At 70.0% G+C, this 22,939-nt stretch carries 23 protein-coding genes, 2 tRNA genes and 1 pseudogene; 13 read left to right on the top strand and 13 right to left on the bottom strand.

What is annotated here, in order from left to right:
• Positions 1-24 precede the first annotated feature (24 nt).
• The 3 genes from ACWZJV_RS08310 (at position 25) to ACWZJV_RS08320 (ending at position 2,398) form a co-directional block, all read left to right on the top strand.
• Entirely contained in the window at positions 25-999 is a 975-nt protein-coding gene (locus tag ACWZJV_RS08310; protein WP_457181080.1) for an expansin EXLX1 family cellulose-binding protein, read from the top strand.
• 71 nt (positions 1,000-1,070) lie between these two features.
• Positions 1,071-1,601 (top strand): SigE family RNA polymerase sigma factor, encoded by a 531-nt coding sequence (locus tag ACWZJV_RS08315; RefSeq protein ID WP_457181082.1) that lies wholly within the window; start codon positions 1,071-1,073, stop codon positions 1,599-1,601.
• Positions 1,598-2,398 (top strand): hypothetical protein, encoded by an 801-nt coding sequence (locus tag ACWZJV_RS08320; RefSeq protein ID WP_457181084.1) that lies wholly within the window; start codon positions 1,598-1,600, stop codon positions 2,396-2,398. The genes ACWZJV_RS08315 and ACWZJV_RS08320 overlap by 4 nt, the downstream gene beginning before the upstream one ends.
• A gap of 120 nt (positions 2,399-2,518) precedes the next feature.
• On the opposite strand, the gene ACWZJV_RS08325 is transcribed toward ACWZJV_RS08320, so the two are convergent.
• Both ACWZJV_RS08325 and ACWZJV_RS08330 read right to left on the bottom strand, forming a co-directional pair.
• A tRNA-Met gene (locus ACWZJV_RS08325) sits at positions 2,519-2,592 on the bottom strand.
• 99 nt (positions 2,593-2,691) lie between these two features.
• Entirely contained in the window at positions 2,692-3,138 is a 447-nt protein-coding gene (locus ACWZJV_RS08330; protein WP_457181086.1) for an ester cyclase, read from the bottom strand.
• Positions 3,139-3,203: 65 nt separating this feature from the next.
• On the opposite strand from ACWZJV_RS08330, the gene ACWZJV_RS08335 reads away from it, so the two are divergent.
• A complete protein-coding gene (locus ACWZJV_RS08335) occupies positions 3,204-3,860 on the top strand; it encodes a TetR/AcrR family transcriptional regulator (RefSeq protein WP_457181088.1) in 657 nt (218 codons plus the stop codon).
• An 80-nt stretch (positions 3,861-3,940) separates the two neighbouring features.
• On the opposite strand, the gene ACWZJV_RS08340 is transcribed toward ACWZJV_RS08335, so the two are convergent.
• The 6 genes from ACWZJV_RS08340 to ACWZJV_RS08365 form a co-directional block, all read right to left on the bottom strand.
• Positions 3,941-4,014: transfer RNA gene (locus tag ACWZJV_RS08340), tRNA-Met, on the bottom strand.
• 53 nt (positions 4,015-4,067) lie between these two features.
• A complete protein-coding gene (locus ACWZJV_RS08345; RefSeq protein ID WP_008361870.1) occupies positions 4,068-6,965 on the bottom strand; it encodes a UPF0182 family membrane protein in 2,898 nt (965 codons plus the stop codon).
• On the bottom strand, positions 6,962-7,570 hold the full coding sequence (locus ACWZJV_RS08350) for a PPA1309 family protein (protein ID WP_008361868.1): 609 nt from the start codon (positions 7,568-7,570) through the stop codon (positions 6,962-6,964). Before ACWZJV_RS08350 ends, ACWZJV_RS08345 begins: the two co-directional genes overlap by 4 nt.
• Positions 7,567-8,613, bottom strand: a complete 1,047-nt coding sequence (locus tag ACWZJV_RS08355) for a YlbL family protein (RefSeq protein ID WP_196872977.1) — start codon at positions 8,611-8,613, stop codon at positions 7,567-7,569. The genes ACWZJV_RS08350 and ACWZJV_RS08355 overlap by 4 nt, the downstream gene beginning before the upstream one ends.
• 134 nt (positions 8,614-8,747) lie before the next feature.
• On the bottom strand, positions 8,748-9,005 hold the full coding sequence (locus tag ACWZJV_RS08360) for a hypothetical protein (RefSeq protein ID WP_008361864.1): 258 nt from the start codon (positions 9,003-9,005) through the stop codon (positions 8,748-8,750).
• A 191-nt stretch (positions 9,006-9,196) separates the two neighbouring features.
• On the bottom strand, positions 9,197-9,634 hold the full coding sequence (locus ACWZJV_RS08365) for a molybdenum cofactor biosynthesis protein MoaE (protein ID WP_008361863.1): 438 nt from the start codon (positions 9,632-9,634) through the stop codon (positions 9,197-9,199).
• A gap of 56 nt (positions 9,635-9,690) precedes the next feature.
• Between ACWZJV_RS08365 and ACWZJV_RS08370 the strand changes: the two genes are divergently transcribed.
• Both ACWZJV_RS08370 and ACWZJV_RS08375 read left to right on the top strand, forming a co-directional pair.
• On the top strand, positions 9,691-11,040 hold the full coding sequence (locus ACWZJV_RS08370) for a zinc-dependent metalloprotease (protein ID WP_457181093.1): 1,350 nt from the start codon (positions 9,691-9,693) through the stop codon (positions 11,038-11,040).
• Entirely contained in the window at positions 11,037-11,576 is a 540-nt protein-coding gene (locus ACWZJV_RS08375; protein WP_457181095.1) for an NUDIX hydrolase, read from the top strand. Before ACWZJV_RS08370 ends, ACWZJV_RS08375 begins: the two co-directional genes overlap by 4 nt.
• Here the strand turns inward: ACWZJV_RS08375 and ACWZJV_RS08380 are convergent.
• Positions 11,573-12,409 carry a helix-turn-helix domain-containing protein gene (locus ACWZJV_RS08380; RefSeq protein ID WP_457181097.1) on the bottom strand — a complete coding sequence of 279 codons (837 nt, stop codon included), beginning with the start codon at positions 12,407-12,409 and terminating at the stop codon, positions 11,573-11,575. The two genes, ACWZJV_RS08375 and ACWZJV_RS08380, sit on opposite strands and share 4 nt — an antisense overlap.
• Positions 12,410-12,474: 65 nt before the next feature.
• Between ACWZJV_RS08380 and ACWZJV_RS08385 the strand changes: the two genes are divergently transcribed.
• Positions 12,475-13,080, top strand: a complete 606-nt coding sequence (locus ACWZJV_RS08385; RefSeq protein WP_457181099.1) for a dihydrofolate reductase family protein — start codon at positions 12,475-12,477, stop codon at positions 13,078-13,080.
• Here ACWZJV_RS08385 and ACWZJV_RS08390 read toward each other — a convergent pair.
• On the bottom strand, positions 13,037-13,570 hold the full coding sequence (locus tag ACWZJV_RS08390) for a MarR family winged helix-turn-helix transcriptional regulator (RefSeq protein ID WP_457181101.1): 534 nt from the start codon (positions 13,568-13,570) through the stop codon (positions 13,037-13,039). The genes ACWZJV_RS08385 and ACWZJV_RS08390 overlap by 44 nt on opposite strands.
• Positions 13,571-13,657: 87 nt before the next feature.
• Here ACWZJV_RS08390 and ACWZJV_RS08395 point away from each other — a divergent pair, with 87 nt between their 5' ends.
• Positions 13,658-15,502, top strand: a complete 1,845-nt coding sequence (locus ACWZJV_RS08395; protein WP_457181104.1) for an FAD-binding protein — start codon at positions 13,658-13,660, stop codon at positions 15,500-15,502.
• On the top strand, positions 15,499-16,395 hold the full coding sequence (locus ACWZJV_RS08400) for an LLM class flavin-dependent oxidoreductase (protein WP_457181106.1): 897 nt from the start codon (positions 15,499-15,501) through the stop codon (positions 16,393-16,395). Before ACWZJV_RS08395 ends, ACWZJV_RS08400 begins: the two co-directional genes overlap by 4 nt.
• On the opposite strand, the gene ACWZJV_RS08405 is transcribed toward ACWZJV_RS08400, so the two are convergent.
• On the bottom strand, positions 16,392-16,946 hold the full coding sequence (locus ACWZJV_RS08405) for a M48 metallopeptidase family protein (protein WP_196872954.1): 555 nt from the start codon (positions 16,944-16,946) through the stop codon (positions 16,392-16,394). The two genes, ACWZJV_RS08400 and ACWZJV_RS08405, sit on opposite strands and share 4 nt — an antisense overlap.
• Before the next feature lie 11 nt (positions 16,947-16,957).
• On the bottom strand, positions 16,958-17,983 hold the full coding sequence (locus ACWZJV_RS08410; protein WP_457181109.1) for a PHP domain-containing protein: 1,026 nt from the start codon (positions 17,981-17,983) through the stop codon (positions 16,958-16,960).
• Positions 17,984-18,537: 554 nt separating this feature from the next.
• Between ACWZJV_RS08410 and ACWZJV_RS08415 the strand changes: the two genes are divergently transcribed.
• From ACWZJV_RS08415 to argS (ACWZJV_RS08425), 3 genes are all read left to right on the top strand, one after another.
• Positions 18,538-18,696: a DUF5679 domain-containing protein gene (locus tag ACWZJV_RS08415; protein WP_091051197.1), complete on the top strand. Its 159-nt coding sequence runs from the start codon at positions 18,538-18,540 to the stop codon at positions 18,694-18,696.
• A 336-nt stretch (positions 18,697-19,032) separates the two neighbouring features.
• Positions 19,033-19,806 (top strand): hypothetical protein, encoded by a 774-nt coding sequence (locus ACWZJV_RS08420; protein WP_457181111.1) that lies wholly within the window; start codon positions 19,033-19,035, stop codon positions 19,804-19,806.
• A gap of 126 nt (positions 19,807-19,932) precedes the next feature.
• A complete protein-coding gene (gene argS, locus ACWZJV_RS08425) occupies positions 19,933-20,604 on the top strand; it encodes an arginine--tRNA ligase domain-containing protein (RefSeq protein ID WP_457181113.1) in 672 nt (223 codons plus the stop codon).
• On the opposite strand, the gene ACWZJV_RS08430 is transcribed toward argS (ACWZJV_RS08425), so the two are convergent.
• Positions 20,535-21,509, bottom strand: a complete 975-nt coding sequence (locus ACWZJV_RS08430) for an IS481 family transposase (protein ID WP_457181115.1) — start codon at positions 21,507-21,509, stop codon at positions 20,535-20,537. The two genes, argS (ACWZJV_RS08425) and ACWZJV_RS08430, sit on opposite strands and share 70 nt — an antisense overlap.
• Positions 21,510-21,601: 92 nt before the next feature.
• Here ACWZJV_RS08430 and argS (ACWZJV_RS08435) point away from each other — a divergent pair.
• Positions 21,602-22,762 (top strand): annotated as a pseudogene (gene argS / locus ACWZJV_RS08435) (arginine--tRNA ligase); the annotation flags it as partial.
• Positions 22,763-22,939: the final 177 nt, after the last annotated feature.

Raw genomic sequence — 22,939 nt, forward strand, 5'->3', positions numbered from 1 at the left:
GACTCGATCTACGAACGGATGGACATGAGGACAACGAATCACGGCCCGTCGGAGCCGCCTCGCAAGCACCGGCTGACCATCGGCAATCCGCTGACGCTGCTGGCCGTCAGTGTTGTGGTCTGCCTGGCTGCCGCGCTCCTCATCGGGGGCAGCACGGACGCCTGGCGTGCCACCGACGAGTCCGCCACGGCTGCACAGTCGAGCGACCCCGCCGATTCCGACTCTCCGACCGCGGCGCCCGACGCCACGATCGCATCGAGTCAGCCGCCGGTCACGAGTCCGTCCCCATCGCCCCGCCGCACCCGAAAGCCGTCGCCCGCCAGCAAGCCGCGCACGCCTTCGAGCACCCCTCGCGCCGAGTCCGCGGGGTCCACCGGGTCATTGGCCGATCGGATCGAGCCCGGCGTCCGTTACCGGGGCGTCGCGACCGCCTACGAGGCGGGTGACGGGAACGGCGCCTGCCTCTTCGGCCCGGCCGACGACCTCATGATCGCGGCGATGAACCACACCGACTACGAGACGGCCAGGGCGTGCGGGGCGTACGTCCGGGTCCGCGCCGCCAACGGGGCTTCCATCACGGTGCGGATCACCAACGAGTGCCCGTTGCCCTGCGAGCCCGGGCAGATCGACCTCAGCCAACAGGCGTTCGCCAAGCTCGCCGATCTCTCCGTCGGCCGGATCCCGATCACCTGGAAGCTGCTGAGCCCCGCCGAGATCGGCACCATCTCGATCCGCTACAAGGCCGGGTCCAGTCAGTGGTGGTGCGGTATCCAGGTGATCGGCCACCGCAACCCGGTGGCCGCGCTCGAGGTCCGGACCGGCAACGGCTGGCGCAGGCTGCAACGCACCGACTACAACTACTTCCTCGCCGAGGACGGCAACGGCTGCGGCAGGGCGATCAGGATCACCGACATCTACGGTGAGCGGCTGACCATCACCGGGATCGCCCTCGAACCGGACGTCGCGCAGCCGACCCGGGTCCAGTTCGCCAGGCACTGACCGTGGGCGGCGTTGCTACGCTCACGCCGATTGTTAACGTGCACATCGCAGGGAGAGGGCAACCGCCGGAGATGCTCGCCGACGACGCGTCCGCAGAGTTCCACGACTTCTTCGAACGCCACTACGCCGAACTGGCGCGTCTCGCCCACCTGCTGACCGGCGAGAAGGACGCGGCGGACGACCTCGCCGCCGATGCGCTGGTCGCCCTGTGGCAGCGCTGGGACCGGCTGCGGGCAGCGCAACACCCGGTCGCCTACGCCCGCGGCGTGGTGACCAACCTGGCGCGGGAGAGGATCCGGAGCAGCGTACGTGAGCGACGGCGGGTGGCGCTGTTCTGGTCTCTCGGTGCCGAACACGTGAACGGACCGGACGTCGCGGTCGTGCAGGACGTCCGAGCCGCGCTCACCCGGCTGCCGTTCCGCAAGCGGGCGTGCGTGGTCATGCGCCACGCCCTCGACCTGTCGGAGAAGGACACCGCCGCTGCGCTGGGCATCTCGGTCGGTACGGTGAAAAGCCAGACCTCGAAGGGGATGGCCGAGCTGGAACGGTTACTCGGCGCGGATACGGCCGGCGAGCTGGCTACAGGAGGGAGGAACCGATGAACGACGAGATCAGCCGACGGCTGCGAGAGGCCGCCGCGGCCCACGAGCCCAACCGCGCCAGGATCCTGGCGCGCGTGGAGCGCGGTGCGGCCGACCCCGGTGTCCGGCACCGCACACCTTCGATCGCCAGGTCATGGCCCCGGGCGGCGATCGTCGGTCTCGTCGCCACCGCCACCCTGGCGACCGGTGGTCTCGCCGTCGCTGCCGCCATCGGCGGAGCTCCGTTGCTGCCGGCCACCGCACCCGCTCCCACGACCCCGTCCCCGACCGCCACCTCCCCGACCGTCACGCCCAGTCCGGCGCCGTCCTCCGGCACGACCACCACGACCGGTCCGGCCTCGGTCCCAACCCCTGCCCCCACCTGGGGCAGCGCGCACCCGACGCCGGCCGACGAAAGCCGGGTCGAGGACGGACCGTTGCGGTCCGAGGGCTCGCTGGACCCCCACAGCACCATCTACTGGGCCCAGAGCAACCTGACCCTCGAGACCACCAAGCCGCTCACCTCGGTGACCGTGGAACTGCGCATCGCCCAGACCGGCGACGTGCGGAGCACCGGCAACTGGCAGACCCTGCCGAGCGGGGACTTCACCGTCACCGTCGAGGAGACCGGCGGTGCGCTGCTCTACCGCTGGGTCCTCGAGCCGGGCCGCACCGTGCCTGCCGGACAGCACGAGTTCGCCGGTCAGTACAACCACGCGACCGGCGTCCGCGATCTCGAGCGCGACAGCTACCGCGTCGACGCCCACGGCTCAGGCGGTTCCTTCGCCGTCTGGGGAGGGTTCGCCCCGACCCGGTGAGGACGGTCCCACCGCGATCACCAGCGCGACCCGCCCCGAACGCCAACCCATCGACGCGAATCCGCAGGTGGATCCAATACAACAAGACCCGGACCATCTGGTCCGGGTCTTGTTTCGGAGTAGCGGGGACAGGATTTGAACCTGTGACCTCTGGGTTATGAGCCCAGCGAGCTACCGAGCTGCTCCACCCCGCGTCGCAGGAGCAACTCTACCGCGAACCGTGCCGAACCCAAATCTGGGTCAGCTCGACCGCCTCTCGAGCCTGTCAGGCATGTCGCACCACTCGCGGATCGTCAGGACCCGGCGCCGACTGCCGCGCCGAGCGGGCGATCGGAACCCGAAAGCTGGCGCATGAGCGCGGCATCGTCGCGCACCGCCCAGTGCTCGACGCCCATCCCGTCCTCGAACCGCACGATGTGCACCTGCTTGTAGGCGAACCGCTTCCCGGAAGCGGGGATGCCGAACCAGTCGCCGGTGTGCACGCCGCTGTGGGTGCACTGCAGGACGACCGTGTCTCCCTGCGTCACCGTCTGGTGGATCTCCCACCGCTGGTCGGTGAAAGCCGCGGCCAGCAGGTCCATGAACATCTCGACACTCCCCCGGCCCGGGGGTGTCCCTGGGGGCGCCTCGTGGTTGACGAAGCGGTCGCTGATCAGCTCCCCCAGGGACTTCTTGTCGTTGGCGGGGAACACCTCTTCGAGCACGCGGCGGGCGTTGGCCGTGATCTCGGTGCCTTCCATCTCGATCTCCTGTCTCGGGCGTGTCGCATGATCCCGAGATATTGATGTTAGTAGCATTCTACTCAATGTCTGACTCGTCAACCCCCAAACGCACGTACGACGCGGCCGGCCGTCGCGCGAAGGCGGAGCACACCCGAAATCGCGTGATCGAGGCGGCCACTCGCCTGTTCCTCGAGCGTGGCTACGCCGGCGCCACGATCCCGGCGATCGCAGCCGAGGCCGGAGTCGCCCTCCAGACGGTCTACCGCGCGGCGCCGGGCAAAGCAGGACTGCTCGATGCAGCGGTCCAGGCAGCGGTGGCCGGGGGCGCCGGTCGCGCACAGGTACCCGTGGAGGAGCGCCCGGCGATCAGCACGATCATCGACGAGGCCGACCCGCGTCGCCAGCTCGAGCTCTACGCGGCCACACAGCCCGGCGTGTGGGGCCGGGTAGGACCTCTGCTGCGGGTCCTCGACGCCGCAGCGGCGTCGGAGCCGGACCTGCAGCGGCTGCAGCGCGAGCACGCCGCGACCCGGCGAGCAGGTCTGGGTCGGTTCGCCGCCCTCCTGGAGTCGCGTGGCGCTCTACGGCCCGAGCTGACGGCTGATCGAGCGGCGGACATCATCTGGACCCTGTGCGCGCAGGCCAACCACGACGCACTCGTTCTCGGCCGCGGTTGGTCCGTGGACGAGTACGTGGCCTGGCTCGCCCGCACGCTGCAGGACGCACTTCTGGCCGACTGAGACCGACAGCGCAACGAACCGCAGATCGGGCCGGAAATCGAAGAAGCCCGGACCAGCTGGTCCGGGCTTCTTCTTCGGAGTAGCGGGGACAGGATTTGAACCTGTGACCTCTGGGTTATGAGCCCAGCGAGCTACCGAGCTGCTCCACCCCGCGTCGCAAGAAGAACATTACACGCGAAGGGAAACGAACCCTAATCGGAGATGTCCTCACCCGCCCGAGATGAGCTCGGCGGCCTGGTCGACCTTGTCCTGCGCCTCCGCGATGAGCCGCTCACGCTCGGCGTAGTCGCCGGCCTTGCCGGCCTCGTCGGCCTGGGCGAAGAGGGCGCGCGCGTCCTCCAGGAGCTGGCCGACCTCGCGCGGTGAGTCACCGGAGGAGGGTGGGGTGGTCTCGGCCGGTTCCTCGTCGGGATCGGAGGCCGTCGGGGGCGTCGGGGCGGCGCCGGTGAGCGCGACCTCGAGGGCCTCGCTCAGCGTCGATCCGTAACCGACCCGTCCGTCGTAGGAGACCAGCACGAAGGCGAGCTGGGCATAGCCGGAGGTGGAGGCGGTCGCCCGGCGGGCGTAGATCGGCTCGACGTACAGGATGCCGTTCTTCGCCGTCGGGTACGTGATGACCTGGCCCCACACCGGCGCCGACCCGGAGCGGTTGAAAGAGGCGACCTCGTCCGCGATCGCCTTGTCCGTACGGAACTCGTTGGAGACCATGCCGGGGCCCTGGGTGTCGTCGGGGAAGCCGGTGGTGATCCGGATCTTCCCGTAGTTCTCCGAGGTGGCATCGGAATCGACCGACATCATCGCCGCCAGGTTGGGGCGGTTGTAGGGCACGAAGGCCGACGTCAGCGACCAGCGCGCGGTGCCCGAGCCGTCGTCGAGGAACATCCGGTAGGGCGTCTGCTGGTGGTTGTCGTCGTTCGGGTCCTCGGGCACGGCCCACCGCTCGTTGCCGGAGAAGAACACGTCCGGGTCGGAGACGTGGTAGCGCGCCAGCTGGTAGCGCTGCACCTTGTAGAGGTCCTCGGGGTAGCGAAGGTGCTCCATCAGCTCCTTCGGGATCGACGACTTCGGCATCACGGTGCCTGGGAAGGCCGCCTCCCACGTCTGCAGGATCGGGTCCGCCTCGTCCCACTCGTAGAGGGTGACGGTGCCGTCGTAGGCGTCGACGGTCGCCTTCACCGCGTTGCGCATGTAGTTGATCTCGTCGGTGGGCAGCGTCTGCACCCCGGCCGAGGTCTGGGTGGCGTCGTCGGTCATCGAGGCGAACGAGTCGCGCGCGGCCTGCGGGTAGCGGTCGGTGGTCGTGTAGCCGTCGACCACCCACTGGATCCGCCCACCGACGATCACCGGGTAGACGTCGTCGTCGAGCGTCAGCCACGGCGCGACCTTCTGCACCCGCTCCTTCGGGGAGCGGTCGTAGAGGATCTCGGAGTTCTCGTTGACCCGCGAGGAGAGCAGGAAGTTCGTGGAGCCGAACTGGATGGCGTACATCAGCTGACGGAAGTTGGAGCCGATCGGGACACCGCCGGCACCTTCGTACGTCGTCCGGGTCTCGCCGTCCTCGGAGTTGTAGTCGAGCTCGACCGCGGCGCCCTCGCCGGACTTGCCGACGATCGAGTACTCCGGGGAGTCCTCGCCGAAGTAGACCTTGTCCTGGAACTTGCCCTGGCCCGAGGTGAGGTCGTGCTGACCGGTGCGGTCGCCCTCGGCCCACTGCATCTGGCTCGACTCCGACTTGTCGTCGGCGCCGCGCATGTTGGCGTAGGAGGCGATCACGCCGTTGGAGTGGGTGTAGACCGTGTGCAGGTTGGTCCAGGTGCGGTCGGAGTCGGAGATGCCGGCCTGGTTGAGCTCGCGTACGCCGAGCACGACCGCCCGCTCCTTGCCACCGACGTCGTAGGTGGAGATGTCGAGCGGCTCGTGCACCGAGTAGTAGGAGCGACCCTGCTGGACCTGCTCGAACTCGCGGTGGACGACCGCGGGGTCGACGATCGGCAGCGAGGACGCGGTCTCGTCGAGCTGGTCGGGCGAGGCTCCGTCGGCCTCGGCCTGCGAGGTGTACTCGGTCACCTCGAGGTCGTCCTTGGAGATGCCGTAGGCGTCCTGGGTGGCCTTGATGTTGGCCGCCAGGTAGGGCTTCTCCTTGTCCTGCTCGCTCGGTCGGACCTGGAAGCCCTGCACGATCGCGGGCCAGATCATCCCGATCAGCAGCACCGAGATCGCGAACAGCGAGATCGCGATCGAGGGCAGCTGCCAGCTGCGTCGCCACATGTTCAGGAGGAACAGCACGCCGCAGATCACCGCGATCGCGAGCAGGATCTGGTTGGCCGGGAGCACCGCGTGCTCGTCGGTGTAGGTCATCCCGTCCAGGCGCGGACCGGAGCCGTTGACGAGGTCGTAGCGGTCGACCCAGTAGTCGAGCCCCTTCACCAGCAGGATCAGCCCGAGCATGGCGCTGAGCTGGATCTGCGCCGAGCGGGTGAACCGGTCGCGCTGCGCGGTGAGTCGGATCCCGCCGTAGACGTAGTGCACGATCATCGCGCCGATGGTGCCGAGGATCAGCCCGGTCAGCGCGAAGTTGACCAGGTAGTGCCACCACGGCAGGTCGAAGACGTAGAAGCCGATGTCCTTCTTGAAGAACTCGTCGACCTTGTCGAAGTCGCGCCCGTGGCGCCACATCAGGTACGTACGCCAGTGGCCCGCGCCGGAGAAGCCGGCGAAGATCCCCGACACCCCCGCGATGCCGACCAGCAGCCAGGTGCGGATCGGGGCGATCGCGTCGCGGTAGCGGTCCAGGCCGCCGATGTCGTCGGCCGGGTGGAAGTAGGGACGGGTGCGGTAGGCGAGCGCGGCCGGCAGCCCGATCATGATCCCCATCAGCACGCCGAAGATCACGAAGAGCGCCGTACGCGTCCAGAAGACCGTGCCGAAGACGCTGCTGAAGTCGATTGCGTCGTACCACAGCGCGTCGGTGTAGACCGCCGCGAAGGCGCTGATCCCGAAGAAGAGCACGATGACCGAGACGGCGGCGATCACCAGCCATCGGTTGCGGCCGCTGCTCTGTCGCACCGGCGCCTGCGCCGGGTCGTCGTCGTCAAACAAGCTCATTCGTCACCCTCGCTGTCTGGGTTCTCCTCGAGCGTGCCACGCAGCAGCTCGAGGAGCTCGGGGACCAGGTCGACGCCGCCGATGACCGACTGGTCGTCGTCGTGGGCCTTCAACCGCAGAGCACAGTACGTGGCACCAGCACGTGTCGCGCCGGCCACGATGCGTACCTCTTGCCGGTCGGGGTGCGCCTTGGCGAACTCCGCGGCCGCCTCGGCGTCGTCGGGGATCTTGCCGTCGGCGTCGGGCGGCAGCACCAGGCGCTCGACGACCGCGGCGCAGCCGGTGACCCCTGCGGGCCAGGCCGTCGTCTGGAGGACCTCCTCCAGCTGGGTCGTGACCGGCACCTGGTCCTGCTCGATCGGGGTCAGCGACCCCTCCTGGTCGGGGTTGTCCAGGCCCATCATCGTGGCGAGCGCGGGCTCGGCCTTGACCAGCGCGGCGGTGTCGACGAGCGCGAACAGCCTCGCCGGCCCGTCCCAGCCCTCGCTCGCGACGTGGGCCTCGATCTCGAGGACGGCCGCGGCCAGAGCGGGATCGGTCTCCAGGTCGAGGCCGCGGCTGAGCTCTGGCGTGGGCCCGGGTGTGGGCTCAGGGGTGTCGTTCACTTCGTGCTCCCACAGGTCGGCAGCTTGGCATTCGGGTCCTCGGTCCAGGTCTCGATGGCCTTGATGGCGTCGTCGAGGTTCTCCACACGGGTCAGGCGCATGTCACCGTTCTCGGCGCCCTCGACGTCTTGGCAGTTGCCGGCGGGCACCAGGAAGAGCTTGGCCCCGTCCGAGGCCGCCCCCGGGATCTTCTGCTGGATCCCGCCGATCGGGCCGACGTTGCCGTCGCCGTCGATGGTGCCGGTCCCGGCGATCTTCTGCTCACCGGTCAGCGGGCCCTTGGTGAGGGTGTCGTAGACCGAGAGCGCCATCATCAGCCCGGCGCTCGGTCCGCCGATGGCCGGGTCGAGCGTGATCTTGACGTCGTAGGGGAACTCGTAGGTCGCCCCCAGCGAGACGCCGATGAAGGCCTTGCCGTCCTTCTCGCCGGTCTTGATGGTCTGGGTGAGCGTCTTGCCCTTGCGCTCGACGGTCAGCTCGATGGTGTCGCCGGGCTTCACCTTCTGCACCTCGGTGACGACCTCCTCGGGGGTGTCGACCGCCTTGTCGCCGACCTTGGTGACGACGTCCTCGGCCTTCAGCTTGCCCTCGGCGGGAGCGTCCTTGCTGACCTCGGCGACCGAGACCTCGTCGACATCCTCACCGAGCTTGGTCAGGGCCGCGGCGATCGCGGCGTCCTGCGCGCTGGCCATCTGCACCTGCCCGGCCTCGCGGTCGTCCTCGACGGTGCCCTGGTCGGGGTAGGCGACCTCGCGCGGGTAGACCGCCTCGGTCTCGCTCATCCATGCGCCCAGCAGGGTCCACAGGCCGAGCCGCGCCTCGCGGGTGGTCTCGGAGACCGTGGTCATCCGCAGCTGCCCCTTGTCGCGGTAGCTCTCGTGGCCCTTCACCTGGACGATGTCCTTGCCGTCGAACTTGCCCAGGACGTTCACCGTCGGCCCGGGGCTGTAGATCGTGTAGGGCAGCGGAACCACCCACGCGATCACGATCAGGGCGACCACGAGCGGCAGGGCGACAAGACCTGCCAAGGTGCGCTGCGTCATCGTGCCTCGCTCCGCTCGGCGCGCGCGGCTCCGCGCATTCCTTGTCTTCCTTCCCTACGCTCAGTCGCTGGCGCTCCCTCGCTCCAGTCAGTCCAGACAAGGGCTACGCCGCACGGGGTCATAGCGTCACCTTCTCATTCGCGACCAAGTGCACTCTCAGAGGCATCGCGGTTCACCCGGACCGCGACGCCGGTCGACCTGTCGGGCGGCGGCTGCGGGGCTGCGTACCGTTTCGAGCGCTCGCGCGTCTTCTCCTTCTCCAGCGCGATGCCGAGGCGGCGTACGACCTCCTCGCGGTCCTCCTCGCGCCCCTCACGGCCGAGAAATGCGACCCACGCCATCGCCAGCACGGTGATGACCGCGGACGGCACGAGCCACAGCAGGATGTCCACGTACGCAGCCTATTTGGTCACCCAACGCCGCGCATCATGGCGCGCCGTCCAAGACCCGCCAGCGCGACATCCCAGCGCCGGAGCGCCCCTCGTCTGGACGCAGCGGAGCGAGGGAGCGAAGCGACTGAGCGCAGCGGAGGAAGACGAGGGTCAAGCGGAGGCGCTGCGCGAATTGCGAAGCAATCGCCATGTCACGGCGCGCCGACCCACTCGTCGGTGCCGTCGGTGAAGACCTGGTGCTTCCAGATGGGCACCTCGGCCTTGAGGGTGTCGATGAGGTCGCGGGAGGCGGCGAAGGCCTCGCCACGGTGGCCGGAGGCGGTGGCGACGATGACGGCGATGTCGCCGATGTCGAGGTGGCCGGTGCGGTGGACGGCGGCGACGCCCGCGACGCCGTGGTCGGCGGCGACCTTCTCGGCGACCTCGGTCAGGCGCGCGAGGGCGGTGGGATGGGCCTGGTAGTCGAGCCCGGTCACGCCCTTGCCCCCGTCGTGGTCACGTACGCGACCGACGAAGAGAGTCACGCCGCCGGACGCGTCGTCGTCGAGGGCGTCCATCACCTCGGAGACATCGAGAGGGGTCTCCCGGATGTCCAGAAGCTTGACGGCGCCTTTCTTCGGTTCAGCCATGGGACCAGCGTAGTGCTTGCTGACAGCGGGCTTCCGTAACCGCGTAGGCTGGACACATGAGTCAGACCCCAGGTGGCCCCGACGAGCCGGAGGAGCCGGAGAACCCCTTCAAGGGCACGCCCTTTGAAGCGTTCTTCGGTGGTTTCCCCATCGGCGGCGTCGGTGGCGGCCCCGGCGGCATGCCTGACCTGAGCCAGATCTTCGGTCAGATCCAGTCGCTGCTACAGCCCTATGACGGCCCGCTGAACTGGGACGTCGCGATGGACCTCGCCCGAAAGGTCGCCGCGTCCACGCCCGACCCGACGCCTTCTCAGAAGCAGAAGGACGCGGTCGCCGACGCGATCCAGCTGGCCGACCACTGGTTGGAGGACACCACCTCGTTCCCCTCCGGCGTGAAGTCCGCCACCGCTTGGTCCAAGGCCGAGTGGCTGGTCAACACGCTGGACGCGTGGAAGCCGCTGATCGAGCCGGTCGCGGCCTCGACGGCGGCCGCGATGAGCGGTCAGCTGCCCGAGGAGATGAAGGCGCAGATGGGCCCGATGATCGGGTTCGTCGGCAAGGCGATGGGCGCGTTGTACGCGAACCAGGCCGGCACCGGCCTCGGTCACCTCGCCGGCGAGGTCATCTCGGTCTCCGACATCGGCATCCCGCTGGCCGAGACCGGCCAGGCGGCGCTGCTCCCGGTCAACGTCGAGCCCTTCGCCGAGGGTCTGGGGGTCAGCACCGACGACGTGCTGCTCTTCCTGGCCCTCCGTGAGGCCGCCCACCAGCGGCTCTTCGCCGGCGTGCCGTGGCTGCGTGACCACGTGGTCACCGCCGTCACCGAGTACGCGCAGGGCGTGGAGCTCAACATGGAGGCCATGCAGCAGCGGATCGAGGAGCAGATGCGTGGCCTCGACCTCTCCGCGATGCAGGACCCCTCGCAGCTGCAGAACATGTTCGAGGAAGGCATGTTCGAGGTGCCCGACTCGCCGGTGCAGAAGGCCGCGCTGGAGCGCCTCGAGATCGTGCTGGCGCTCGTCGAGGGCTGGGTCGACGAGGTCGTCGCCCTGGCCACCGCCGAGCGGATGCCGGTCGCGGCGCAGCTGCAGGAGGCCGTGCGCCGCCGGCGCGCTGCCGGCGGCCCGGCCGAGCAGACCTTCGCGACCCTGGTCGGCCTCGAGCTCCGTCCGCGACGCCTGCGCGACGCGGCTGCCCTGTGGGGCTCGCTGCGCACCCGCCAGGGCATCGAGGCCCGCGACGGCGTCTGGATGTCACCGGCGCTGCTGCCCACCTCGGCGGACCTCGACGACCCGCTCGGCTTCCGCGAGGGCGCCGAGGCGCCCGACGTCGACTCGATCGACTTCGACGAGGAGCTGAAGAAGCTCCTCGGCGGGACCGACTCGGACAAGCCGGACGAGGAGTGAGTCTGCACGCTGACGCGCTCGCAGCCCTGCGGGCGTGGGATGCTCCGTCGGCTCCGCAGGAGACCCTGCGGCAGCGCTACGTCGCTCACCTCGAGGCCGAGCCCACCGGCGTCTTCAAGTCGTGCGTCCCCGACCACCTGACGGCTTCGTGCGTGGTGCTCTCCGACGATGGCACCTCGGTGCTGCTGACCCATCACCGCAAGGCGCAGCGGTGGTTCCAGTTCGGCGGACATCTCGAGCAGGACGACGCGACCCTGTGGGCGGCCGCGGCCCGCGAGCTGCGTGAGGAGTCCGGGGTGCCGGACCTGGTGCCGCTGCCCGGACTCGTGCAGCTCTCCGAGCACCCGGTGCCGTTCTGCGCTCCGTCGGGCGATGTCCACCACCTCGACGTGCGCTTTATGGCGGTCGCTCCCGCCGGTGCGGTTCCGGAGGTGAGCGAGGAGTCCCTCGACGTACGTTGGTGGCCGGTCGACGGCGTGCCTGACGCCGACGACGATCTCCTCGAGCTCATCAAGCTCGCGCAGGCGCGCCTCTAGCGCACGCGCGAGCCGGACGGGGTCGTCCCGAGCGCGGTGTGGGCGGTCGGCCGCCGGCTGGCGGCGAGCGCAGCAGGCGGTTCGCCGGCGTACCTGACCGCCTCGCGGGTCAGGTGGCTCTGGTCGGCGTAGCCGTGCCGGACCGCGACCTCGGCGACGGGCAGCCGGCCGAGGTCGGCGGCGGCCCGCTCGAAACGTACGACGCCCGCGGCCGCCTTCGGGGTGAGCCCGACGGCGCGTCGGAAGGTGGTCGTGACGTAGCGGTGGCTCCAGCCGGTCTCGGTCACGAGGTCCCGGATGGGCGCCTGGCCTCCGGACTCGGTGATCCGGTCCCACAGCCAGGACGCCATCGGGTCGGCGGGGTCGCCGGCTCGCGCCAGCAGGGCGGACTGGACCAGGTCGAACCTCCGCCGCCAGGTGGCGGCCTCCGCCAGCTGCTCCGAGAAGGACGGCCCGAGCTCGGGGACCAGGTCCTCGACCCTCACCACCCGGCTCGCGATCTCATGGCCCGGCACGCCCAGCAGCCGGGTGACGCCGAGCGGCGTCAGGTAGACCTGCACGCACGCATGACTGCGGCCGGACCGGGTCGAGACCGGCCCGGGCATGAAGCCGGAGAGGAACGACCCGTACGTCCCCTCCCCCTCCCCCGCGGCGACGTCGACGATCTCGAACGGGTCACCGAAGGAGAGCACCAGCGGCAGCAGCGTCCCGGCGGGCTGGCGGCGCTCGAGCGGCGTGGCCGACTGCTCGCGGAAACCGACGACGCCCGCGACCAGACCCCGCAGCCCGGGGTGGGTCGGCAGTCGGACGATCTCGCGGGTCACACCCGTCATGGACCGATCCTCGCCGGTCGATTTCGTTCAAGCCAGCCGATTCGGCCGCGGCGCAGCATGTGGCCATGCGAAGACTTGCGATCGTGGAGTTCCTGAGCGTCGACGGGGTGATGCAGGGGCTGGGCTCCCCTGACGAGGACCGGGACGGTGGTTTCGAGCACGGCGGCTGGGGCGCACCGTTCGGCGCGGCGCTCGGAGAGGTCCTCTCCCTCGATGTCGGCGCCCGGACCTCGGCCTATCTCTTCGGGCGGCGCACCTACGAGAAGATGGCGGCCTTCTGGCCGACCCAGCCCGACACGGACCCGATGGCGGCGAGCCTCAACGCCACGCCGAAGTACGTCGCGACCCGCACGCTCCGCGACCTGGCCTGGAGCGGCGCGACCGTGCTCGGGGGCGACGTCCTCGACGCGGTGAGCAGCCTGAAGGCCGACGGCTCGGGCACCGTCGTCACGCTCGGCAGCGGCGTCCTCGTCCGTCAGCTGATGGCTGCCGGTCTCGTCGACGAGCTGCGGCTGTTCCTGCACCCGCTGCTGCTCGGCACCGGCAAGCGGCTCTTCGGTGACCTGCCGCTGCCGAGCTCGCTGAGGCTCGAGGACATCGCCTCGACGAGCCTCGGGACCGTGGCGCTCACCTACTCCGTGGGTCGGGCGACTCCGTCGGCGTCCCGGTGACGACCGCGCAGGCCTCGGCGGTGTTGCCGGGAGCGCGGCCGGTCGCCTTGCTGAGCAGACGGCGCAGGGTGGCGCGCTCGTCGTCGTCGAGCCGGCCCAGCAGGTCGTTCTCGGCGGCGTCGACCCGGCGGCAGAGCTCGGCGACGGCCAGGGTGCCCTGGTCGGTGGCGACGATCTGACGCTGGCGGCGGTCCGCCGGGTTGGGGCGCCGCTCGACCAGACCCGCGTCGACGAGATCGTCGAGCAGGTAGGTCATCACCGTCTTGTCGATGCCGAGGTGGCCGGCCAGCGCCAGCTGGCTGGGGTGGTCGCCGCCGACCACCGCGCACATCGTCTGGTAGCCCCGCGCCCCGTGCGGGAAGTCTCCGATCGCCTCGGTGACCCGCTGCCGGTAGCCGCGCAGCAGCGCGCCGAGGCCCCAGCCGAGGTCGTCGGCACCCTCCGGCTGCGCCGGGTGGGCTTCGGTCTGTGGTTCGGCTCGGGTGGTCACGGGAACATCCTAGCAAATCGTTCTGTTGAACCAATCGTCTGTGTCACATACGATCTCGTGACGAACGATTCTTGGAGGAACGATCGAATGACTCTCGAGCTGGGTGTTGCCCTCGACCCGGCGCTGCCACCCGATGCGATGACCGCTCTCGCGCAGCGCGCAGAGGAAGCCGGCCTCGACCTGGTGGTGATCGACCCCGGTGACCTCGACCCCTGGACCACCGCGACCTGGCTGCTGGGCAGCACCAAGTCGGTCCCGATCGGCGTCACGCTGACGCCCACCGGCGCGCCCGACCCGCGCGACCCGGACGCCGGCTACCCGAGCGTCGCCGAGCGAGCCCGCGACAGCCTCGACCTGCTGGCCGGCGCACGCCTGATCACCGACCCGGACGCATGGACGAGCGCCCCTGCCGATGTCTCCGACGCCGCACTCGAGCAGGCCGTGGCGACGAGCGTGCCGATGATCGTCCCGGTGGCGACCGAGGCCGAGGTCGACCGCGTGGCTCGTCTGCTCGTGGAGCACGGAGGCCCGCGGCCGTCGGGGCCGCGGCGTACGTCATCGGTCCGGGCGAAGCGGCGGCCGGGCATCGCCTACGACGACGTGCCCGCCTCGCTCGCGGCGACCGCCGTCGAGCCCGGTGACGCCGCCTACCGCGCGGTCCGCTCGACCTACCTCCGCGGCGGCCGACCCGGCCTGGTGCTGCGACCGACGACCCCGGCCCAGGTGGCCGACGCACTCCGCTTCGCCGGCCATCACCGGCATCTGCCGCTCGGGATCCGCAGCGGCGGGCACGGCGTCAGCGGCCGCTCGACGAACGACGGCGGCCTGGTGATCGACCTGGGCGGGATGAGCTCGATCGAGGTCCTCGACGCGTCCAGCCGCCGCGTACGCATCGGGCCGGGAGCCACCTGGAAGCAGGTGGCGGCAGCGCTGGATCCCTACGGGTGGGCGCTGGGCTCGGGCGACTACGGCGGTGTCGGGGTCGGCGGGCTCGCGACCGCGGGCGGGATCGGCTTCCTCTCCCGCGAGCACGGGCTCACCATCGACCACCTGGTCGCCGTCGAGATGGTGCTCGCCGACGGGTCGATCGTGCGCGCCGACCGCGAGGAGAACCCCGACCTGCTCTGGGGCGTACGCGGTGCGGGTGCCAACCTGGGCATCGTGACCGCCTTCGAGTTCGAGGTGTACGAGGTCGCCGAGGTCGGCTCGGCCCAGCTCACGCTGGTCGTCCCCGACATCGAGGAGGCGCTGCTCCGGTTCGGGGCGGTCGCGGCCGCGGCGCCGCGCGACACCACCGTGTTCCTGGTGACCGGTCGCCCGCGGCCGGAGGGCGCCGTGATCCAGCTCTACGGCCTGGTCGACTCGCCCGACCCGGAGGTGATCGTGGAGCGGCTGACGCCATTCGCCTCCCTCGGGGCGCTGGTCCAGCAGCAGGTGTTCCGCGCCCGCTACACCGACGTGATGAACCAGGCCCCCGACGTCGGCTCCGACGGCCACCACGGACACGGCGAGCCGCACGCCCGCTCAGGGCTGATCCCGGCGATGACCGGCGACCTCGCCCGCGACGCGGCGCAGATGCTGCGCACCGGTGACGTCTACTTCTTCCAGCTGCGCACCATGGGCGGCGCGATCGCCGACGTGGATCCTGATGCGACCGCCTTCGCCCACCGGACCGCTGCGTTCCAGGTCACCGCGATGGGCGGCGACCCGGCGGCACTCGACACGGCGTGGTCGCGGCTGCGACCGCATCTCGAGGGGCTCTACCTCAGCTTCGAGACCACTACGTCCCCCGAGCGGGTCGCGGACGCGTTCCCGCCCGCGACCCTGGCCCGACTGCGTGAGCTCAAGCAGCGCGTCGACCCGACCAACCTGCTTCGCGACAACTTCAACATCTTCAACATCGTCAACATCGACCCTTCGGAGAACCGATGACCGACTACGGACACGACCTGCTGTTCGGCACCTTCGTCACCCCGTCCGCCCAGTCCCCGCAGAAGGTGGTCGACCTCGCCGTCACCGCCGACCGCGCCGGGCTCGACCTGGTGACCTTCCAGGACCACCCCTACCAACCCGCGTTCCTCGACACCTGGACCCTGATGTCGTACGCCGCCGCGCGCACCTCGCGCATCCACCTTGCCGGCAACGTCCACTCGCTGCCGTTGCGGCCGCCGGCGATGCTCGCCCGCTCCGTCGCCTCGCTCGACCGGCTCTCCGGCGGGCGGATCGAGCTCGGCATCGGCGCCGGCGCGTTCTGGGACGGCATCGCGGCGATGGGCGGTCGGCGGCTCACCGCCGCCCAGGGCGTGACGGCGCTGCGCGAGGCGATCGGGATCATCCGCGAGATCTGGGACGTCTCGACCCGCGGCGGCATCCACCTCGACGGCGAGTTCTACCAGGCCGACGGGGCCAAGCGGGGCCCCGAGCCGGCCCACGACATCCCGATCTGGGTGGGCTCCTACAAGCCGCGGATGCTGGAGCTCACCGGGGCGTACGCGGACGGGTGGCTGCCGACGCTGGAGTACATCGAGGGTGGGCTGGACGCGGTGCCGGGCCTCAACGGCCGCATCGACGAGGCAGCCGTCGCGGCCGGGCGCTCGCCCGGTGACGTACGCCGCCTCCTCAACCTCATGAACGTCTCGTTCCAGCCCACGAGCCGCGCGCTCCTCAACGGCCCGGTCGACCAGTGGGTCGAGGATCTCGCGGGGCTGGTCCTGGAGTACGGGTTCTCGGCCTTCCTGATCGGCGGCGACGATCCTGCGGTGGCCGAGCGGTTCGCAGCCGAGGTCGCACCGCAGGTCCGGGAGCTGGTCTCCCGCGAGCGCTAGTCGACCTGGTCGTCCCCGTCGACGTCGTCGTCCTCCTCGCCCGGCGGCGCGGGGAGCTTGGCGGCCGCGGACCAGCCGGCCAGGTAGCCCTTGGCGCGCTCGGCCTGGGGGTAGCGGTCGACCCAGGCCCAGAACGCCTCGTTGTGCTTGGCCTCGAAGAGGTGGGCGAGCTCGTGGACGAGCACGTAGTCGATGACCCAGCTCGGCATGCCCCGCAGCCGGTCGCTGAGCCGGATCGAGCGGTCGCCCGGGGTGCACGAACCCCAGCGACTGTTCTGGTTGTCGACCCAGCGGACCGAGTCCGGCTTGGCCAGGCCCCCGAAGTACTGGTCGCTCAAGGCGGCCGACCGGCGCATCAGGTCATCGTCGCTGGGCTTGCGACGCCGCTCGGCCTTCTCCAGCCGGGCGACCATCTGCTCGACCCACTCGGCCTCCTCGCGCTGCGACATCGCGGCCGGGATCATCACGATGATGCGGTCGCCGTCACGGTAGGCAGAGACCGTACGCCGACGCCGCTTGCTGCGTCGCACCTCGATCTCCGGGCCGTCCATAGGTCAAGAAACTACCTGTTCGCCCAGGCCAGCAGGCGGTCCCGCGGCCAGGTGTTGATGATCCGTTCCTCTTCGATACCCGCCTTCTCGGCTCGTTCACACCCCAGCACGAGGAAGTCGAGCTGCCCCGGAGCGTGCGCGTCCGAGTCGATCGAGAAGAGGCAACCGAGGTCGCGAGCGAGCTCGAGAAGCTTGGTCGGCGGGTCTCTCCGCTCGGGCCTGGAGTTGATCTCGACCGCGACCCCGTGCTCGGCGCACGCCTCGAAGACCTTCCTGGCGTCGAACTGGCTGCCGGGCCGGGTGCCGCGGTTCCCGGTGACCAGGCGGCCGGTGCAGTGGCCGAGCACGTTCATCCGCGTCGTGGAGACCGCCGTGACCATCCGTCTGGTCATCAGCTCCTTGTCCATCTTGAGCTTGGAGTGGACGCTGGCGACGCGGAGCTCGAGCTTGGCGAGCATCTCGTCGGTCTGGTCGAGGCTGCCGTCGTCGAGGATGTCGACCTCGATCCCCTTCAGCAGGGTGAACCCGTGCCCCGCGAGGTGGTCGTTGACCGCGTCGACGACCCCGAGCTGGCGCTCCAGACGAGCGGCGCTGAGCCCGTTGGCCACGGTCAGCCGCGGACTGTGGTCGGTGAGCACGAGGTACTCGTGGCCCAGCTCGACCGCGGTGAAGGCCATCTCCTCGATCGGGGAGCCGCCGTCGGACCAGTCGGAGTGGCTGTGCAGGTCGCCCCGGAGCCTGCTCCGCAGTCCCTCCCCTGTCCCGCGCTCGGTCAGCGGACCGCCGTGGACCCGCTCGGTGTCCGCCAGCCGCTGCGGCACCTCGCCGCGCGCGGCCTCGGTGATGACCTTGGCCGTGCTCGCGCCGACCCCGCTCAGCTCCGTCAGGGTGCCCTCGGCCGCCCGGCGGCGTACCTCCTCCTCGGGGAGCGGAAGGATCGCGGCCGCCGCGGTGCGGAAGGCCTTCACCTTGTAGCTGTCCTCACGGCCGCGCTCGAGCAGGAACGCGATCCGACGCAGGGCTGCGACGGGGGACAACGCCTCGCCTACCAAATCTTCCTCCAACTATTTTCTCCTCCACAGCCGGTGGAGAATGCTTTTCGCAGGTCACAGTCCGTATTCAACCGATCATTCTCCATCCGTTCACCCTGGTTACCCACAGAAACGGGCGTGTCTTCCACCGGCTTTCCCCAAGCAAAGCGGGGTTGTCCACATCTTGTCCACAAGGATCGCGGAGTGGGACGTTGACGGGCCCCCACATCCTCTTTAAGTTCGATGTCAGTGGGACCCCCGGCGCCGCCGGACGGCCTTCGCAAGGGGAAGGCGAAGGACGATCCAGGCACCGGGGGTCCCTCCAGTTTTCGGGTCGCCTCCCAGACCTCGCGGGAGCCTTCGACAGACCTTCGATGCGTCCTCGAAAGCCCCGAATCCCCCGGTATGACGCCAACACGCCGACACTCGCTGGACAGCCCGTGTTGCCGCAGGAAGCGCCGCGTGTCGTAGGGTCGAGTTGGCTCGTCCGACGAGCTTCCGACGGGCTTCCCTGACAACCCCGTCGCGACGACCAGTTACACATAGGCAAGGAGGCCGTCATGGCGGAGACCTGGAGCGGCGAGTTCTACTGCGTGAAGTGCAAGGAGAAGCGCGAGGCAACCGGTGAGATCCGGGTGAACGACAAGGGCACCAAGATGGCCAAGGCCGTCTGCCCCGTCTGCAGCACCAACCTCAACCGCATCCTCGGTAAGGCCTGAGCCCGAGCCTGCGACCCCGCGACGAAGGAGCGGGGTCGCAACGCGAGGGGATCGAGCGAGCGCAGCGGGTGAGCTTGCGAACCCGCGAAGCGGGTCGAGATCCACGTTTCCCGTGGCAGTCGGCCAGCGCGACTCGAGACCTACCGCACGACTCGCGGCGGCGCCCCCGGCAAGTCCGGCGGCGCCGCTGCCACGTTTTGCCGAGGCGTCGGCCCCGTCGGCCGAAGCGTCACGCTGGTGCCGACTCGACCGACGCGAGCGACGTCTCGGCACGTTATCCACAGGGGCTGTGGATTGTTGATGCAGGGAATCTCGGGCGGTGTGAGACTCCTTGGCATGAGCACGCGCTACCGGATTCGGCCGGGGTATGTGGCCGTACGACGTGATGAGACCCGACTCCAGATCGGCATCGACCCGCCCCGGCGGGCGATCGTGCAGGACGGCGTGGAGGTACGCCGCCTGCTGACCGACCTCGCCGCCGGCCGAGCGGTCGAGCCCGACCATCTACCCGGCCGGCATGCGATGCAGCAGCTCGGCAGCGCCGGTCTGCTGATGGACGCCGACGGCGGCGAGCCGCCGCTGCGCGTCGGTTTCGCCGGGCCGCCGGGGATGGTCGCGGCGGCGCGGGCGTTGGCCGGATCGGCGCCGTCCGCGTCGGCGGAGCCGGACCTCGTCGTCCTCCTCTCCGAGGGGCCGCTGGACCGGGAGCGGACCGACGAGATGGTGCGCGAGGGCCGGGCACACCTCGTCGTCGAGAGCGGCCCCGACACCTGGACCGTGGGCCCGCTGGTCGTTCCCGGCGTCACCGCCTGCCTGCGCTGCGTCGACGCGGCCCTCGCCGAGGAGGACGACCGACGGGCGGTGGTCGTGAGCCAGCTCGTCGGCAACGAGGTGCCGAGCGATGCCTTGCTGCAGTCGCTGGCGCTCTCGTGGGCCGTACGCGACGCCCGCACCTACCTCGCCGGCCGCACCCCGGCATCGTGGTCGGCGTCGGTGATCCTCACCCGCGACGACGAACCCACCGTGCGACCGTGGCTGCGTCATCCCTACTGCGGCTGCGCCTGGGACCTGATCGCCTCGGCCAGGGCCGAGGGGAGCGAACCGGCTTGACCAACGACGGCACGTCCAGGCACCCTTGCCGACATGGTCACGAAGAGCGCGCTGCGACGACGAGGCATGGGTCTCTGACCCCGCCCTCGCGTCAGCCTGCCCTCTTCACCTCCTAGGACCACACTCGTGCACGAGCACACCCTCGCCCTGTCCGCACACCTCCACGATGCCGTCGTCGCCTGCTTCGGCGACGCCCACGCCGGCATCGATCCCGAGCTGCGCCCGGCCACCCGGCCCGAGTTCGGGCATCTCCAGTCCAACCTCCCGCTGCGGCTGGCCGGTCCGCTCGGCCTGGCACCGCGGGAGATCGGCACCCGCCTCCTCGATGCCGTCGACCTCGGCGATCTCGCCACCGCCGAGCTGGCCGGCGCCGGGTTCCTCAACCTCACCTGGTCTCCCGCGGTCCTCGGCGAGGCCGTCGGCGACCTGCTGACCGACCCCCACCTGGGCGTCCCCGCACCGGAGACACCGCAACGGGTCGTCGTCGACTACTCCTCCCCCAACGTCGCCAAGCAGATGCACGTCGGCCACCTGCGCTCCACGGTGATCGGCGACTCCCTGGCCAGGGTGCTGGCCTACGCCGGCCACGACGTGGTGCGGCAGAACCATCTCGGCGACTGGGGCACCCAGTTCGGGATGCTGGTCGAGGAGCTGCTCGGTGAGGATCTCCATGACCCCGCGGCCGTCGCCGGCCTGGAGATGAGCGAGCTGCTAGCTGTACTCGGCCGTCACGTTGGTGACAGTCGGCTGATCGGCGGGAGTCCTGTGAGTGCGCTGTGGCGTCGGGTGGTGTTGTAGCGCTCGAGCCATGGCGCAAGCGCTGCTGTTCGGTCGGTGTTGGTGAGGTAGACCTGGCGGTAGGCCCATTCGGTGGCCAGGGTGCGGTTGTATCGCTCGACCTTGCCGTTCTGCCAGGGACAGTGGGGCTTGATGAACTTGTGCTTGGCTCCCAGCGTGGTGATCGCCTCGGCTACGTCGTTGGATCTGCGGTAGGAGAAGTGGTTGTCGGTGATGACACGCTCGATGCGGGTGATGCCGTGGGCCGCGAAGTAGTCGGCGGCGCGCAGGATGAACCCGGCACAGGTGTGGCCCTTCTCGTCGGGAAGGATCTCGGAGTAGGCCATCCGGGAGTGGTCATCGACCATCGAGTGCACGTAGTCGTAGCCGATCCGGGCTCGTTTCTGTGCGCCGCTCTGGCCCCTTTCTCGGCCGTGGGCCTTCCAGCCGCCGCCGTCGGGGATCTTGCCGATCTTCTTGACGTCGACATGGACCAGCTCACCGGGGCGGTCGCGTTCGTAGCGCACCGCGGTGGTCTTCGAGGCCCGGATGACCTCGCCGGTCAGCGGGTCACACTCACGCAGGTAGGGGACCCGGTGGCGGCGTAGGACCCGGCCCACGGTCCGTGCGGGGACACCGAGTTCGGGTCCGAGCCAGTCCTGGCCGCGGCGCTCTTGGTGGCGCTTGGCCACGATCGCTTCCTCGACCACGGCTGGTGTCTGGGTCGGGCAATGGCGCGGGCGCGAAGACCGGTCGTGTAGGCCGGCTTCGCCTTCGGCACGGAACCGGTTGATCCAGCGGTGGGCACACTGGCGGGAGACACCTTGGGCCTTGGCCGCGTGTGCGACGGTCCAGTCGTCCTCGCAGACTCGCTGGACCAAGAGTTGCCGACCACGAAAGTTCAGCCGGGCATTACGGTGGGACACGAAGACCTCCGGATGGTGGATGACCTAGACAGCAACCACCGCACCCGGAGGTCTTCGCTCCGTCAACGACCAACCCGGAGTGTCACCAACCTCCTGGCCGAGTACAGCTAGCCCTCTACCAGCGGGCCAAGGCGCGCTTCGACGACGACCCGGGCTTCGCCGCGTCCGCCCGGCGCCGGGTGGTGGCGCTGCAGTCCGGCGACCCGACCACGCTTGCGCTCTGGCAGGCGCTCGTGGAGGCGTCGCTGGCCGAGTTCGAGACCACCTACAGTCGGCTCGGCGTACTCCTGACCAGGGACGACTTCGACGGCGAGAGCCGCTACAACCCGCAGCTTCCCGGCGTCGTCGACGACCTTCGGGCATCGGGTCTGCTGACCGAGTCGGCCGGTGCCCTCGTCGTCTACCCCGACGGCTTCACCGGTCGCGACGGCGCACCGCTGCCGCTGATCGTGCGGAAGGCCGACGGCGGGTTCGGCTACGCCGCCACCGACCTCGCCACGATCCGGCACCGGGTTGACGACCTGGCGGTCGACCGGGTCGTCTACGTGGTCGACCACCGGCAGAGCCACCACTTCGACATGGTCTTCGCCGTCGCCTGCGCCGCCGGCTGGCTGCCCGACTCGGTCGAGGTCCAGCACATCGGCTTCGGCACCGTGCTCGGCGCTGACGGCCGGCCCTTCAAGACCCGCTCGGGCGAGACCGTCACCCTCACCTCGCTCCTCGATGACGCCGAGGAGGCCGTCGCCGCGCGCTACGACAATCCCGAGGTCGTACGTGCCGTGGCCAACGCCGCCGTGAAGTACGCCGACCTCTCCAACCACCTCGCCCGCGACTACGCCTTCGACCTCGCCCGGATGTCGGCCACGACCGGTGAGACCGGCCCGTATCTGCAGTACGCCCATGCCCGGGTGTGCAGCATCCTCGCGCAGGCACCGCAGCAGACGAACCCTCCGACAGGCTCAGGACACCGCGCCCTCGGCACCCTGTCCCACCCGGCCGAGCAGCGGCTCGCGCTGGAGCTGACCGGCTTCGCATCCGTGGTCGCCAAGGTCGCGGACACCTTGGAGCCGCATCACCTGACGGCGTACCTCTACGGTCTGTCGACCGCGCTGACCGCCTTCTACGAGAACTGTCCCGTGCTCAAGGCGGACGGCGAGGTCAGGCAGACCCGGCTCGCGTTGTGCGAAGCGACCCGGCGAGTGCTGTCAGACGGACTCAGGCTCCTCGGCATCGAGGCGCCTCGAAGGATGTGAGCTCAGGCCCACCAGTCGGAGTCGAGCTTGGCTTCCATGGAGCGCACGTGACGTCGCGAGCAGGCCTCGCAGAACGCCTTCGAGCGCCCACGCTCAACCGCGGTGGTCCATGCGAGGAGGCGGTGGGGGTCGGCCTCGTAGCATCCGCAGAAATCGCAGGTCTTCATGTATCAACGA

This window comes from Nocardioides sp. WG-D5 (assembly GCF_054031175.1).